18 protein-coding genes (1 of these 18 running past the window's edge) are annotated in these 14,776 nt (G+C 62.1%); 9 read left to right on the top strand and 9 right to left on the bottom strand.

The features are described 5' to 3' along the window. The 4 genes from paaN to paaK form a co-directional block, all read left to right on the top strand. Positions 1-1,146 carry the 3' portion of a phenylacetic acid degradation protein PaaN gene (gene paaN / locus BJG93_RS14395; RefSeq protein WP_027198936.1) on the top strand. Its footprint begins 555 nt before the window's first position, so only the last 1,146 of its 1,701 coding nucleotides appear in the window; its start codon lies beyond the left edge, outside the window; the stop codon is at positions 1,144-1,146. A 168-nt stretch (positions 1,147-1,314) separates the two neighbouring features. After that, the gene (paaG, locus tag BJG93_RS14400) at positions 1,315-2,106 is read left to right on the top strand and encodes a 2-(1,2-epoxy-1,2-dihydrophenyl)acetyl-CoA isomerase PaaG (protein WP_027198937.1); all 792 of its coding nucleotides are present in this window, start codon (positions 1,315-1,317) and stop codon (positions 2,104-2,106) included. Position 2,107: 1 nt separating this feature from the next. After that, positions 2,108-2,569, top strand: a complete 462-nt coding sequence (gene paaI / locus BJG93_RS14405) for a hydroxyphenylacetyl-CoA thioesterase PaaI (protein ID WP_027198938.1) — start codon at positions 2,108-2,110, stop codon at positions 2,567-2,569. A gap of 112 nt (positions 2,570-2,681) precedes the next feature. Next, positions 2,682-3,986, top strand: coding sequence for a phenylacetate--CoA ligase PaaK (gene paaK, locus BJG93_RS14410; RefSeq protein WP_027198939.1), 1,305 nt, complete (start codon positions 2,682-2,684; stop codon positions 3,984-3,986). A 55-nt stretch (positions 3,987-4,041) separates the two neighbouring features. On the opposite strand, the gene mltA is transcribed toward paaK, so the two are convergent. Continuing rightward, positions 4,042-5,160: a murein transglycosylase A gene (gene mltA / locus BJG93_RS14415; RefSeq protein WP_027198940.1), complete on the bottom strand. Its 1,119-nt coding sequence runs from the start codon at positions 5,158-5,160 to the stop codon at positions 4,042-4,044. A gap of 16 nt (positions 5,161-5,176) precedes the next feature. On the opposite strand from mltA, the gene BJG93_RS14420 reads away from it, so the two are divergent. Then, on the top strand, positions 5,177-5,350 hold the full coding sequence (locus BJG93_RS14420) for a hypothetical protein (RefSeq protein WP_162162789.1): 174 nt from the start codon (positions 5,177-5,179) through the stop codon (positions 5,348-5,350). Positions 5,351-5,496: 146 nt separating this feature from the next. Here the strand turns inward: BJG93_RS14420 and apaG are convergent, their stop codons facing one another. Then, entirely contained in the window at positions 5,497-5,871 is a 375-nt protein-coding gene (gene apaG, locus BJG93_RS14425) for a Co2+/Mg2+ efflux protein ApaG (protein ID WP_027198942.1), read from the bottom strand. Positions 5,872-6,199: 328 nt separating this feature from the next. Between apaG and rpe the strand changes: the two genes are divergently transcribed. The 3 genes from rpe to trpE all read left to right on the top strand — a co-directional run bounded on the left by rpe (position 6,200) and on the right by trpE (position 9,478). After that, positions 6,200-6,883 (top strand): ribulose-phosphate 3-epimerase, encoded by a 684-nt coding sequence (gene rpe, locus BJG93_RS14430; protein ID WP_027198943.1) that lies wholly within the window; start codon positions 6,200-6,202, stop codon positions 6,881-6,883. 7 nt (positions 6,884-6,890) lie between these two features. Then, entirely contained in the window at positions 6,891-7,607 is a 717-nt protein-coding gene (locus BJG93_RS14435; protein WP_027198944.1) for a phosphoglycolate phosphatase, read from the top strand. Between the two features lie 377 nt (positions 7,608-7,984). Next, on the top strand, positions 7,985-9,478 hold the full coding sequence (trpE, locus tag BJG93_RS14440; RefSeq protein ID WP_027198945.1) for an anthranilate synthase component I: 1,494 nt from the start codon (positions 7,985-7,987) through the stop codon (positions 9,476-9,478). A 143-nt stretch (positions 9,479-9,621) separates the two neighbouring features. Here trpE and BJG93_RS14445 read toward each other — a convergent pair whose 3' ends face one another. Continuing rightward, positions 9,622-9,981, bottom strand: a complete 360-nt coding sequence (locus BJG93_RS14445; RefSeq protein WP_027198946.1) for a helix-turn-helix domain-containing protein — start codon at positions 9,979-9,981, stop codon at positions 9,622-9,624. Positions 9,982-10,211: 230 nt separating this feature from the next. Between BJG93_RS14445 and BJG93_RS14450 the strand changes: the two genes are divergently transcribed. Further along, a complete protein-coding gene (locus tag BJG93_RS14450) occupies positions 10,212-10,478 on the top strand; it encodes a hypothetical protein (protein WP_154671860.1) in 267 nt (88 codons plus the stop codon). A 205-nt stretch (positions 10,479-10,683) separates the two neighbouring features. Here BJG93_RS14450 and BJG93_RS14455 read toward each other — a convergent pair whose 3' ends face one another. The 6 genes from BJG93_RS14455 to BJG93_RS14480 form a co-directional block, all read right to left on the bottom strand. Then, on the bottom strand, positions 10,684-11,355 hold the full coding sequence (locus BJG93_RS14455; RefSeq protein WP_027198948.1) for a DUF799 domain-containing protein: 672 nt from the start codon (positions 11,353-11,355) through the stop codon (positions 10,684-10,686). A gap of 10 nt (positions 11,356-11,365) precedes the next feature. Continuing rightward, complete coding sequence (locus tag BJG93_RS14460; protein ID WP_231337473.1) at positions 11,366-11,710, bottom strand: DUF4810 domain-containing protein; 345 nt, start codon at positions 11,708-11,710, stop codon at positions 11,366-11,368. A 44-nt stretch (positions 11,711-11,754) separates the two neighbouring features. Then, on the bottom strand, positions 11,755-12,432 hold the full coding sequence (locus BJG93_RS14465) for a CsgG/HfaB family protein (RefSeq protein ID WP_051374436.1): 678 nt from the start codon (positions 12,430-12,432) through the stop codon (positions 11,755-11,757). A gap of 188 nt (positions 12,433-12,620) precedes the next feature. After that, the gene (locus tag BJG93_RS14470; RefSeq protein ID WP_027198951.1) at positions 12,621-13,343 is read right to left on the bottom strand and encodes a hypothetical protein; all 723 of its coding nucleotides are present in this window, start codon (positions 13,341-13,343) and stop codon (positions 12,621-12,623) included. Between the two features lie 2 nt (positions 13,344-13,345). After that, on the bottom strand, positions 13,346-13,684 hold the full coding sequence (locus tag BJG93_RS14475) for a hypothetical protein (protein ID WP_027198952.1): 339 nt from the start codon (positions 13,682-13,684) through the stop codon (positions 13,346-13,348). 184 nt (positions 13,685-13,868) lie between these two features. Continuing rightward, positions 13,869-14,765: a hypothetical protein gene (locus tag BJG93_RS14480; protein WP_231337403.1), complete on the bottom strand. Its 897-nt coding sequence runs from the start codon at positions 14,763-14,765 to the stop codon at positions 13,869-13,871. Between the last annotated feature and the right edge of the window lie 11 nt (positions 14,766-14,776).

Consider the following 14,776-nt stretch of genomic DNA (forward strand, 5'->3'; position numbering starts at 1 on the left):
CTGGCGATGCACAAGCGTTACACCGTCGTGCCACGCGGTATCGGCCTCGTGCTCGGCTGCTGCACTTTTCCGACGTGGAACGGCTATCCGGGTCTGTTCGCCGATCTGGCCACCGGCAACACGGTGATCGTCAAGCCGCATCCCGGCGCGATTCTGCCGCTCGCGTTGACCGTGCGCATCGCGCGTGACGTGTTGCGCGAAGCGGGCTTCGATCCGAACGTCGTCACGCTGCTGGCCACCGACCCCGACGACGGCGCCCTCGTCCAGCAACTGGCCCAGCGGCCCGAGATCAAACTGATCGACTTCACGGGCAGCACCCAGAATGGCACCTGGCTCGAGCGCAACGCACACCAGGCGCAGGTCTACACCGAGAAAGCCGGCGTCAACCAGATCGTGATCGACTCGGTCGACGATATCAAGGCGGCCGCGCGCAATATCGCGTTCTCGCTGGCGCTGTACTCGGGCCAGATGTGCACGGCGCCGCAAAACATCTACGTGCCGCGAGACGGCATTGGCACCGCGGACGGCACACTCAGGTTTGACGACGTCGCCCGGGCGCTTGCCGGTGCCGTGCAAAAGCTCGTCGCCGATCCCGGCCGCGCGGTCGAGCTGCTCGGCGCGATCCAGAACGAAGGTGTCGTGCAGCGCATCGACGAAGCAGCCAGGCTCGGCCGCGTTCTCGTCGCGAGCCAGACACTCGAACATCCATCGTTTCCGAGCGCGCGCGTGCGCACACCGCTCGTATTGCAACTCGACGCCGCGACCGACCGCACCCAGTTCACGAGAGAATGGTTCGGGCCGATCTCGTTCGTCATCGCGACAGACTCGACCGCGCAGTCGCTCGAGCTGGCGGGCGACATCGCCACCGAGCACGGCGCGCTGACGCTATCGGTCTACAGCACGGACGACGCGGTGCTCGACGCCGCGCACGAAGCTTCGATTCGCGGCGGCGTCGCGCTATCGATCAACCTGACCGGCGGCGTGTTCGTCAACCAGTCCGCGGCCTTTTCGGACTTTCACGGCACCGGCGCCAACCCGGCCGCCAATGCCGCGCTGGCCGATGCCGCTTTCGTCGCCAACCGCTTCCGCGTCGTTCAAAGCCGCGTTCATGTTGAACCGAAAACGGCCCCGGCAATAGCCGGCTGAATGGCATAGGAAACAGCGTCCGCACAAAGCACGACTTCGTCCTATGCCTTTCGGCGGATGGACCGGGTCGTGCGATGTCACTAACATCAAACATCGAACCGGCAACTCACGCCGTCGGTAGTCGAGCCACCCTGCCCGTCGGTCAACGAGACTTTGAGGAGACACCCCATGTCATATGAAGCCATCCGGCTGGACATCGACTCATCGAGCCACGTCGCCACCATCACGCTAAACCGGCCGGATAAGCTCAACAGCTTCACGCGCGCGATGCATCAGGAACTCGGTGCGGCGCTCGATCAGGTCGAAACGTCCGGCACGCGTGCGCTCGTGCTCACCGGCGCGGGCCGCGGCTTCTGCGCCGGCCAGGATCTGGGCGACCTGGATTTCACGCCCGGCGCCATGACCGATCTGGGCGCCGTGATCGATGAATACTTCAATCCGTTGATCCGCCGTCTGCAGGCGCTGGCGTTTCCGGTAATCGCCGCAGTCAACGGCACGGCCGCCGGCGCGGGCGCCAATCTCGCGTTGGCGTGCGACCTCGTGCTCGCGGCGCGATCCGCCAGTTTCATTCAGGCGTTCGTGAAGATCGGCCTCGTGCCGGATTCGGGCGGCACCTGGTTTCTGCCGCAGCGCGTCGGCATGGCACGCGCGCTCGGACTCGCGATCACCGGCGATAAGCTCAGCGCCGACAAAGCCGAAAGCTGGGGTTTGATCTGGCAAGTGCTCGAAGACGCCGAAGTCGCTCCGGCCGCAGCCAGACTCGCGACGCAGCTCGCGCAGCAACCAACGCGCGCGATCGCCGCCATCAAGCAGGCGATGCGTGCGGGCACGACGCAAACGCTCGCCCAGCAACTCGATCTCGAGCGCGATCTACAGCGAGAACTCGGCGCCTCGCACGATTACGCGGAAGGCGTTCAGGCATTTATCGAAAAACGCGCACCGCGCTTCGAAGGGCGCTGAAATGTCCACGCAAACTACCCGTCCCGACCAGATGACGCCCGACGAACTCGCCCGCGCGACGGCCGCCGCGATGTACGAAAACGATGCCTGCAGTCGAGCGCTCGGGCTCGAAATTCTCGAAGTACGTCCCGGCTATGCGCGGCTGCGCATGGCGGTGCGCGACGACTTCCTGAACGGCCATCGGATCTGCCACGGCGGCCTGATCTTCACGCTCGCCGATTCGACCTTCGCGTTCGCCTGCAACACCTACAACATCAACACGGTCGCGGCCGGCTGCTCGATCGAGTATCTCCGGCCGGTCTACGGCGGCGACATGCTGAGCGCCGAAGCGGTCGAACAGACGTTGAGCGGGCGCACAGGCATCTACGATATCCGCGTGACGAATCGAGCCGGTGACACCGTCGCGATGTTTCGCGGCAAGTCGGCGCAGATCAAGGGCAAACTGGTTCGCACCGGCGACTAACAGTTTGCGGCGGCAAACCGGAGGCACCCTCGCGCACAACCGTCCGCGTGGTTTTCTGGCACCAATGCGTCACATATCAGACTCAGATACCGAGGCAGCAAGGAGACATTCGATGAGCACCGCCCTTCCGCTCGATCCAATCGAGACCGCCAGCAGCGACGAGCTCGCCGCGCTCCAACTTGAACGGCTCACATGGTCGCTGAACCACGCGTATGAAAATTCGCCGGTGTATCGACGCAAGTTCGACGAAGCCGGCGTTCATCCGGGAGATGTCAAGTCGCTTGCGGACCTCGCGCGTTTTCCGTTCACGACGAAGAAGGATTTGCGCGACAACTATCCGTTCGGGATGTTCGCCGTGCCGCAGGAGCAGATTTCGCGCATCCACGCGTCGTCTGGGACGACCGGCAAGCCGACCGTCGTCGGCTATACGGCGCGCGACATCGACACGTGGGCGAATCTCGTCGCGCGCTCCGTGCGCGCCGCCGGCGCGAAGCGCGGCGACAAGGTGCACGTGAGCTACGGCTACGGCCTCTTCACCGGCGGCCTCGGCGCGCATTACGGCGCCGAGCGCGCGGGGCTCACCGTCATTCCGTTTGGCGGTGGCCAGACCGAGAGGCAGGTGCAACTGATCCAGGATTTCCGGCCGGACATCATCATGGTGACGCCGAGCTACATGCTGTCGATCGCCGACGAACTCGAACGCCAAGGCATCGACCCGGCCAGTTGCTCATTGCGCATCGGCATCTTCGGCGCTGAGCCGTGGACCAACGACATGCGCACGGCAATCGAGAAACGCATGGGCATCGATGCGGTCGACATCTACGGTCTCTCCGAAGTGATGGGCCCGGGCGTTGCCTCGGAGTGCGTCGAAACCAAAGACGGCCCGACGATCTGGGAAGATCATTTCTATCCCGAGATCATCGACCCCGAAACGGGCGAGGTGTTGCCCGATGGCGAACTCGGCGAACTCGTGTTCACGTCGCTCACGAAAGAAGCGCTGCCGATCATCCGCTACCGCACGCGCGATCTCACGCGCCTGCTGCCGGGCAGCGCCCGCACGATGCGTCGGATGGAAAAGATCACGGGCCGCTCGGACGACATGATGATCGTCCGCGGCGTCAATGTGTTTCCGACGCAGATCGAAGAACTGCTGCTCAAGCAGCGCGCGCTCGCACCGCACTATCAGATCGTGCTGACGAAGGAAGGGCCGCTCGACGTGTTGACGCTGAACGTCGAACCGTGCCCCGAAAGCGCGCCGGATACTTCGGCGCTAACCGCCGCGAAAAACGCGCTGGCTTATGACATCAAGGCGCTGATTGGCGTGAGCGCGGTGGTGAACGTGCTGGCGGTGAATGGAATCGAGCGCTCGGTGGGCAAGGCGCGACGCGTGGTGGACAAGCGCAAGTCGGGGCTCTGACCCGGGTGACGCCCACCCTGCAACTTGCAGTGTAAGAGTCCAACAAAAAACGGCGTCACGAATTCGGTAGCAGCAACCACATCCGGCCGCCCTGCTTCATCTTGCCAGCCAGGTCGCCGGCATCGTCGCCGAGGCCCCAGAAGTAGTCGGCGCGCACACCGCCCTTGATAGCCGTTCCTGTGTCCTGTGCGAACACGAGGCGGTTCATCGGCGAGTTCGTCAGCGGCCGTGTGGTCTGCAGGAACACCGGCGTGCCGAGCGGAATCGCGCTCGGGTCGACCGCGATCGAGCGTTCCGGCGTCAACGGCACGCCGAGCGCGCCGATCGGACCGTCCGCGCCACCGCCCGGCATACTTTCGGCCGACGGCATCTCGCGGAAAAACACGAAACGAGGATTGGTGTCGAGCAGACCATCGACGCGGGTCGGATTGGCGCGTGCCCATGCCTTGATGCCCTGCATCGTCGCTTGCGCGGGCGTGATCTCGCCATGATCGAGCAGCCAGCGCCCGATCGACTTGTACGGCTGATTGTTCGTGCCGCCAAAACCGAGCCGCATCACGCTGCCATCTTCCATCACGATGCGCCCGGAGCCTTGCACCTGCAGGAAGAACGCCTCGATCGGATCGTCGACCCAGACGAGCTCGTTGCCGCTGAGCGCGCCCGAGCGTTCGAGCTGCGCGCGCGCCGGCAACGGCGCCCCCGCCCGATAGCCGGCGGGCCAACGGTACAGCGCGGTCTGATACACGCCATGCCGCGTGCGCGATCCCCGCAGCAGCGGCTCATAGTAACCGGTGACCAGACCGTCGAGTGTGCCGTCGCTATTCGCGAGTTGGAACGGCGTGAAGTAGGCTTCGAAGAAAGCGCGCGCGCTGGTGACGTCAAGATCGTCGATTTGCGCAGCCGCCGCGCATGCGCGCGACCAGCTTGGCTGACGCGCGAGCCTCGCGCAGTTTTGCCGCAACGCGGCCGTCGCGCCGATCAGCGAGTCGTCCTGCCAGCCAGGCACCTGCTGCCACGCAACCGCGGTCAAGCGCGCCGAGGCGATCTGGCTTGGGATGATCGCCGCGCCGCTCGGCGGTGAAGGCCGGATTGCGCCGCCGCCACCGCAGGACGCAAGCAATACCGCAACCGTCAATGCACCGAGCCAGGCGCCGGCCCGGCCGACAAAACGCATACAATGTTCGTTCTTGATGGAAACCGCCATGTCTGATCTGTTCGACGAATACCCGATGCTCATCTTCGCGCTGGAATCGCTGCTCGCGCTGTTCCTGCTCGTCTTTATCGTTGTATGGACGTCGTCCGGCAAAAAAAAAGCCGCGCGCGCCAACTCGGCGGAACGGTCCCAACGGCAAAGGCCGCAGTGACTCTGGCTTGCGAGCCGCACACGCAACCGCGCATCCCACCGTGCATCAAGCGCTCGCCCGAGCGCTCATCCAACCACCCAGTCAACCGCCCACTGGCGCCGCGCGCCCATACGAACTCATTAAAGACCGCGCAGCATCCCGCCGGTTCAATGCAACGTCCGCGGCATGCGCAACACGAACTCCGGCACCGGCGCCTCGAAGCGCTCGCCATCCTCCGCCACGCAGAAGTAATCGCCGCGCATCGTGCCGACCGGCGTCGCGATCACTGCCCAACTCGTGTATTCGAAATGCTCGCCCGGTTTGAGCAGCGGCTGATGACCGACCACGCCCAGGCCTTTGACTTCCTGCACGGCGTTGTCGCTGTCGGTGATGATCCAGTGACGCGCGATCAACTGGGCGGGCACCTGGCCGGTGTTACGGATGGTCAGCGTGTAGGCAAACGCATACTGGCGACGCTCCGGGTCCGATTCGTCGGGCAGGTATCGCACCTGCGCCGAGACGCTGAATTCATACTGGCTCATCCTGATTCCGGTCTGATCAAACGGCTGTGAAAAATCGTGGAAGGCCCGAACGCCACTGGCCTGCGGGTGCTGCGGCGATGCGGCGCTCATGGAGTGGCATTCTCCTTGATGCGCGGCATGGCCGCAACCGGACACGCGTTTCGGCTAGGCATGTCTAAGACGTTCGGACACGGCTGCTTTGCCGCGCCGCTTCTCCGAGCCGCTTGTGCGCTGGCGTTTTGCGACGTTTGATCGCGCGAATTCGGCCACGCCAACCGCGGCCCGCCCGTCCGGTCCGCACGCGCAAAACCGGTAAAATAGCGCTTTCCCGCTTGCCTCCGCCCCCGTCATGACGCAATTTCGCATCGCCCCCAGCATTCTTTCCGCCGATTTCGCCCGTCTGGGCGAAGAGGTCCGCAACGTCGTCGCCGCCGGCGCCGACTGGATCCATTTCGACGTGATGGACAACCACTATGTGCCGAACCTGACCATCGGCCCGCTCGTTTGCGAAGCGATCCGCCCGCACGTGGACGTGCCGATCGACGTGCATCTGATGGTGCGTCCCGTCGACCGCATCGTGCCGGACTTCGCGAAAGCCGGCGCGAATGTGATCAGCTTTCATCCGGAAGCGTCGGATCACATCGACCGGACGCTGTCGCTGATCCGCGAGCACGGCTGCAAAGCCGGCCTCGTGTTCAATCCGGCGACGTCGCTGAACTATCTCGATCACGTGATGGACAAGGTCGACCTCGTGCTGATCATGTCGGTGAACCCGGGCTTCGGCGGCCAGTCGTTCATCCCCGAGGCGCTCAACAAGCTGCGCGAAGCACGCAAGCGCATCGACGCGTACAACGAGCGCACCGGCCGCGACATCCACCTCGAAGTGGACGGCGGGGTGAAGGTCGACAACATCGCGGAAATCGCGGCGGCCGGCGCCGACACGTTCGTGGCCGGCTCGGCGATCTTCGGTCAGCCCGATCACAAGGTCGTGATCGACAAGATGCGCGCCGCCCTCGCCACCGTCCAGCGCTAATCCGACGATGACGGCTCCGTACCCCGCCCCGGCCTTCATTGGCCCACGCGTCGAAGCCGCGATCATCGACCTCGACGGCACGATGATCGACACCGCCGACGACTTCACCGCCGGCCTGAACGGCATGCTCGCTCAGCTCGACGCCGAAGAAACGACGCGCGAGGAAGTGGTCGGCTACGTCGGCAAAGGTTCGGAGCATCTGATCCGCAGCGTGCTCGCGCCGCGCTTCGAAGCCGAGTACGCGCAACAGCGTTTCGACGAAGCACTCGCGCTCTATCAAGCCGAGTACGCGAAAATCAACGGCGTGCACACGCGGCTTTATCCGGACGTCGAAGCCGGTCTGCGCGCACTGCGCGACGCGGGCCTGAAGCTGGCTTGCGTGACCAACAAGCCGCACCGCTTTGCGCTCGAATTGCTGCGGCAGTACCGGCTTGCCCCGTATTTCAGTGTCGTGGTCGGCGGCGACAGTCTCGCGAAAAAGAAGCCCGACCCGCTGCCGATGTTGACCGCCGCCGCGCAACTCGGTGTCGAGCCGCGTGCCACGGTCGCGATCGGCGACTCCGAAAACGACGCGTTGGCGGGCCGCGCGGCCGGCATGGCGACGCTTACCGTGCCCTACGGATACAACCACGGCCAAGCTATACAAACGATAAAATCCGATGGTATAGTTGCCTCGCTGCTCGACGCCGCCAAGGCGATCGCAGCACACCAATCCACGACTTAACAGTCCTTCATCCTCATGTTTCTGAATAAAAAACGGAGTCTGATTTGCATCGACCGGGGAGCTTGGCCCTGGCGTCGCTGGTCGCGCTAACCTCGCCTGAGGTACGCTGAAGGTCACCTTCGGCAACCGTTTTTTACTTCGCTGCGCTTACGCGCTTTTTCCATCGTTCTGTTTTTGCGCTGCTGCATCGGCTGATCGGGGCCTGCGCGTATCCGCAAGATACCGTTGCTCACCGGCACCGCTCGCACGCGCCGATGGAAGACCCGCGCCGGTCGGTTTCGTCGTGTCGAGAATGTCGACCCGCGCCCCGACCGGAGGCGCTCAGCCCCGCTTTGCCCGACGCTTGCTGCCGCCGGACCACCGTACAGGATCGGAACATGACCGAACTCGAATTCCAGTCCCTCGCCAACGAGGGTTTCAACCGCATCCCGCTGATCGCCGAAGCGCTCGCCGACCTCGAGACGCCGCTGTCGCTCTACCTGAAGCTCGCGCAGACCGAGCGCAACGGCGCAAATTCGTTCCTGCTCGAGTCGGTGGTCGGCGGCGAACGCTTCGGGCGCTACTCGTTCATCGGCTTACCGGCGCGCACGCTCGTGCGCACGCGCAACGGCGTGTCGGAAGTGGTGCGCGACGGCAAGGTCGTCGAAACTCACGACGGCGACCCACTCGCGTTCATTCAGCAGTTCCAGGCGCGTTTCAAGGTCGCGCAACGCCCGGGGCTGCCGCGCTTCACGGGCGGTCTCGCCGGCTACTTCGGCTATGACGCGGTGCGCTACATCGAAAAGAAGCTCGCGCACAGCGCGCCGAAAGACGATCTCAATCTGCCCGACATCCAGTTGCTGCTGACCGAGGAAGTCGCCGTCATCGACAACCTCGCTGGCAAGCTCTATCTGGTGGTCTACGCCGACCCGACCCAGACCGAGGCCTACACGAAAGCGAAGCAGCGTCTGCGCGAACTGCGCCAGCGGCTGCGCGTCACCGTGGAGCCGCCCGTCGTTTCGGCCAGCGTGCGCACCGAGATCTACCGCGAATTCGCGAAAGACGATTACCTGACCGCCGTGCGCAAGGCGAAGGAATACATCGCCGCAGGCGAACTGATGCAGGTGCAGGTCGGTCAGCGCCTGACCAAGCCCTACCGCGACAATCCGCTGTCGCTGTATCGCGCGCTGCGCTCGCTGAATCCGTCGCCGTATATGTACTACTACAACTTCGGCGACTTCCATGTGGTCGGCGCGTCGCCGGAAATTCTGGTGCGCCAGGAAAAGCGCGGCGAGGACCGTGTCGTCACGATCCGCCCGCTGGCCGGCACGCGACCGCGCGGCAATACGCCCGAGCGCGACGCCGCGCTCGCGACCGAACTGCTGAACGATCCGAAGGAAATCGCCGAGCACGTGATGCTGATCGATCTCGCGCGCAACGACGTCGGCCGCATCGCGCAGATCGGCTCGGTGGTCGTGACCGACAAGATGGTGATCGAGAAGTACTCGCACGTGCAGCACATCGTCAGCTCCGTCGAAAGCAAGCTCAAAGACGGCATGACCAATTTCGACGTGCTGCGCGCCACCTTCCCGGCCGGCACGCTGTCGGGCGCGCCGAAGGTCCGCGCGATGGAGCTGATCGACGAGCTAGAGCCCGTCAAGCGCGGCCTGTATGGCGGGGCAGTCGGCTATCTGTCGTTCACCGGCGAGATGGATCTGGCCATCACGATCCGCACCGGCGTGATCGCCAACGGCAACTTGTATGTGCAGGCCGCCGCGGGCGTGGTCGCCGATTCGGTGCCCGAATCCGAATGGCAGGAAACCGAGAACAAGGCACGGGCGGTGATGCGCGCCGCCGAGCAGGTCCAGGACGGCCTCGATAGCGACTTCTGAGCGGACGGCTTCGATGCTCGAAGCAGTGGGCCGCTATCCGCAACTGAAACTGGCTGTCGCCGCACGGAACGTACTCGCGTATGGCGGGCTTTCAGCAACGCGCAAGCCTTCGGGGCCGCGCGTTTTTATTGCATGCCGCGGCTTCAGCCCTTTCTCTCCGCCTGCTTCTTCAGCCGTATGCACATTGCGGCAACCCATTCGCGAACGAACTCCTTGTCGTCATGCGACAGCCCGCCGATTAACGCACTGATGTCGTTGGCAGGATCGAGCGAACGCCCCGCCCCGCCTGCGATCAGCGTTTCAGGCGTCACGCCGTACAGCGCTGCCAGCTCGAATACCCGGTACAGCGGCGCACAGGTATAGCCGCGCTCCCACCGGCTGATGCTTTCGGTGTTGACGCCCAGCGACTCCGAAACCTGTTCCTGCGTCATTTCTACTTCCAGCCGTGCTCGCGCCAGCGTTGCGCCTATCCGTTTGGCGAACGCCGCTTCCTGCGGCGACATGTCCGTGCGCTGCCCCATTCCACACTCCGTGTCGAAAAATTCTAAAAATTCGACCTGGAATAGTGACTTGACCGGCCTCTGGGGGTAACATCCCGTGGTAACGGATCCTACACCCAGTGTAGGCAACTTTTGTCAAAAAGTGGTGCGCACGCGGTAGCAGCTACGAAACGTTGCGCCTGCGTGGCGAACGCTACGAAGCGTCCGAAGAACGTTTCAACCACGAGGAATGCATGTCGCTTTTCTGGCTATCGTTTTGCGATGAATCCGAGGATGTTCGATTCCTCGCTTTCGCAATCATCGAATCGAATTCGCCGGTGGGCGCTATCCGAAAAGCGTGGGACCTCGCGAACAATTCGAACCAGGAAATCGCGCGTTGCGCGATAGTCGCGTACGAGCTTCCGCCCGACCCGATTGACCCCAGTTATATGAACCGCGTCCTGACTCGACAGGAAGCCGCTTTCGTCCGCGATAAACCAGAAAATCCAACGGTGCATTAGTCTTTTCTCAGGGCCTTGGCACGCTACCCCCAATCTCAGAATGCCAAGGCCTTTTACGCCGATGGAGTTCGTTATTCTCCATCGGTGCTTTTTATTCGAAGCGCAGCGCAAGCATGGAATCATGCGCCCTCTCGTCTTCTTTCTGCGCCGTCGCCGCGCGACAGCAAATCGGGCCGGCAATCTCCAAGCCGGCCATTGCAGCTAGCTAGTCAGCTTTGTATTTCGGCGAATGTGGACCGTACAGCAGTCCGTTCGGCGGTCCGGCAGAAAGGAGCCGCGCGCTCGTGAGGCCGGCTACGTCGTGCCCCTCATCGGACAATGTATGAGCAACCTGCTTGACAGCCGCTTGCACGAGCGCGCCGACCAATCCAAAACCCACGTTGACGTTCATACCGACTTCCTTGCCGGTCGCCCGACCGCTGCCCTGCCAGAGCACGTCGCCGGTTTTCAGGTCCACGAGTTTCGCTGAAGCGGCTACGACGGTCGTGCTGTCCACCACTTGATAGACCGAGCCGTATTGCGTGACTTTCGTATACAACACGGCATCGGCGCCGAAGATCGTACGAAGTTTGTCCGGAGCCACCTGCGCGATATCAGCCGGCGTAGTCAGGCCGTTCTGCTTAAACGTTTCTTCGACTAGCGCTACGGGTATCACGTAGTAACCTGCTTCAGCAAGCGGCAACGTCATTTGCGACAGCATGCTAGCCGTTGCGTTCACGTCCGTTGTTTCATTCACTGGCGGCAGAACGAGAATCGAGCGCGGCTGGCTCTTTTTGAACGCCGTGTAATCGACTTGCTTCGCCGGTCCCGCGCATGCGGCAAGCAGACTCAACGCCGACGCTGCGAAAAACAGCTTCAGAGACATAGATTTGAACATGGCAGGGCTCTTACGGTTGCTTGGATTTCTTCAGCAGGAAATCCATATAGGCGGACGATTCCGGAAACAGTTGCTTTTCGGCCTGCAATTCCTGCTGTGCCTGCTGATCGTTGCCCACGCTCGCGTACAGCATCCCAAGCTGCGCGTGAAAACCGGGCGGCGGCGTCTTGCCCTTCGCGCTGATTTGCTGCAAGGATTTCTCTAGCGCGTCTATCTGCTGCTGCGGGCTTGTCTGCCCTTTCAGATATTCATAGACCTGCGGCTGATAGCCGTCCCATTGATAGAGCGGTGGAGTCGGCGGCGTCGCGCAGCCCGTCAGGATCGCGCCAAGCGCGGCAAGCGACATGCCCTTCATGATTGGATTCTTCATCGTTTCGAACGTGCTGTGTGGGGCTTCGTTTATCTGGCCGCGTTCAGCGCACCGGCGTCAACCTGTTCAACGAGATGATTGACCGCTTCCTGCATCGCAAGATCGAGCACCTTGCCGTTGAGCGTCGAGTCGTAACTCGCTGTTCCGCCGAACCCGATGATTTCCCGGTTCGACAGGCTGTACTCGCCCGCCCCCTGGCTCGACAGCACGACCTCGGAAGTCGTGGTGTCGACAACATTCAGACTCACTTTCGCGTACGCAACCTGGCTTTTGCCGCGCCCCAAAATGCCGAACAGCTGTTGATCGCCGACTTCCTTGCGACCGAATTCCGTTACGTCGCCCGTGATGACGAAATTCGCACCCTTGAGCGCCTGGCCTTTTTTCATGAAACCGGCTTCCTGCTTGATTTCATCCAGGTTGTCGCGATCCAGCACATTGAAACGGCGACTTTGTTGCAGGCGGGTAATCAGGACGGTTTTCGCCTGGCTACCCAGACGGTCGACGCCGTCGGAAAAGAGCCCGCGCATATAGCTCGACCGGTTATCGAATTTGCCGACCGCGATCTCCACGGGCTTACCCGCGTATGGCGTTTGCGCGCTGCTGATAATCGGAACCGGCAACGACTGCGATGATTCGGTGGCGCAACCGCCGAGTGCTGCCGTCGCGGCGACGAACCACAGCACGCCGGATTTTCTTAACGATTTCAAACTACCTACCTCCACTAAACAGCAATGAAAAATCCGTAGCAGGGTTGCTACGGCCCGCTCGTCAAGCCCATTTCGTCAAAACTGTGCCGTCAGTGCTCACCCGAGCGACGCTACGGCATTTGCCATATGACTACTGTCAAGAATTGAAAAATCGAAACGGCTTTCGCCGGCTGCTCGCCATTCGGTTTTCATCTTTGCCAACCAGCGTGGTCGACGCTCCCCTCGTCCAACCATTCGGAATACGACAACCTGATAGGAAACCGCTCAATTTCGAACAATCCCACAGGCGCCGAATCGGGCATCAGCTTCGCCCAGGTGGTGCGCTTCAAATCCGGCAGACCGTACAAAATCACTGTGTCAGATGGCCAGAAGCGTTCGCGCATCCACGCGTGAAACCGGTTGAACACTTGACACTGCCAGAGCGTATCGAGGTCCGGATAAATAACCAGCCGCTCCGGCAAATTCAGCGCATCAAACCAGCCGCCCGGTGCTTTCTGCGGGTTGCAGCCGATCTCGACCAACGAATCGCAACACTTCGCGCCGTGATGCACAGTGACGATGATCGACTTCGCGTTGACGCGGAACACGACAGCGGGATTGATCTTCGTCAGCGTGAACTCGCTCCACGTCTTGTGCTGCTCGACCGGTTGCATGTCGCCGAGCCAATCCGAAATCTGTTCAAACCAATAAAAAACAGCGTGCCGGCGTCTGCTGCATTGCATGTGCTCATTGCGAATTTCGCTGGCCTTCCATTTGGGAGCAGGAACAGCGTCGCGCCGACTCGCGTCACGCGAGCGCTGCGACCGACGCACTGGCCGCAGCGCCAAGCGCTTTGCGTCGAAAATGCCGCGCGATTTATCGAGGCGCCTTTTGGTCTGCCTCGTCACGTTGCAAAACGCAATTCGTTCCACGCTCAGACACCGCCTGTCGGTGCGTCGCCTGGCCTGAAAATCCGATGCGATGGCTCGCTGCGCCGCGACGTCGTCGGTGTCAGGTGCAACGTGGGTACCCGGTCCAATTTCGCGGGGTTGATGATCAGGAAATGCCCGCCGGGCACTTCGGCAAAGATAAGTCTTGCGCGCTGCAAGACTCCGGCGATGTCCTGGGCGGACAGCAAGCCCGCGACGGAAACGATTTCGTTGCGTTCAATCCACACAGCAGCCGGTCGGCCTACCGAATCCACGGATTTAACGATGGTCCCCGCAACGTTTTCTGCGGCCCGCACATCAGTTTGATACTCGATTTTTCTCATGTGCCCTCAATTGCGGAATTTTTCAGGAGTGAAGCTGCGTGAAGCTTGGGTTCGGGTGATGCATGACGAGCACCGCATTTGCGACCACTACTAATCGGAAAAAGAGCCGGCGAGGCGAAAAGACCTCGCCGACTTGAAATGCCCCGGCTTTACGAGGGATGCCGGGACAGGAGGGACAAACAGGTCATTTACTGCTGACAACGCGCATAGGCGAGGAGACGGAACCAGACGCGGTTGTATTGCCGTGCGCCGACGAATCCGCTAGCTGAGTCACGAACGAAACCACTTCCGGCCAGTGATAGAGTTTTGCCCACACGAAAGCGGCGATCAGCACCGACGCGGTAGTCAGCGCGAACACTTTTCCCATGCGTCGTGGTCGCGGTTTGTCGTGTTTGGCCGACGCTAGCATGGCGACAGGCGAAGGTGATTTGATCGTGCTCGTGAAGCGAATATCGTGCGCGAATACCTTGCCGATTTCATAGCGCGAGTGCACCGGAATTTGCGGCAGTTGCGCGGGTTTTGCTTCACTATCGACGCGTGGCCGTTGCGGCTCGAAATCCGCGGCCACAGCCGCGAGCCGTACCGAAAGAGTATCGAGAAAGGCGTTCACGTTTGGTTGCGGATAGCCGAGCGCATCTATCGAAGCTTCGTTCAGATGGTCGCCGATCGTCGCAAGCTGCGACGCGAATAGCCCCGGCAATTCGGAAATATCGCCCTGCTCGATCAGCACATGGTGCTTGATCAAGCCACCGAGAATCGCGGCGCAAATGCACGTCAGTGCGCACGTAGCCTGTGCCGGCACGCCGATTTGCGCCGAAACGCGATCGCTCAGGACGGCGGCATCTTTGCCGGTCGCACGAGCGACGAGCGCAAAGCCCGCGTGTTCGAGCTCCTTCAACTGACCGGTCGTATCGACCCGTTTTGCGCACTCGTCGCCAATGCGCGGGTTGATATCCCGTGACATCAACGCGCCGAATACCATCACGGTATCCTCACGCCCTTGCGATGCGCGCGCCGCGAGCGCGGCAATCAGCATCGAGCCGGCGCGGCTGAAAACGTCCCCGATGGCAGCCGCAGGCAATCCGACTTTCA

This window comes from Paraburkholderia sprentiae WSM5005 (assembly GCF_001865575.2).
GTDB classification, from domain to species: domain Bacteria; phylum Pseudomonadota; class Gammaproteobacteria; order Burkholderiales; family Burkholderiaceae; genus Paraburkholderia; species Paraburkholderia sprentiae.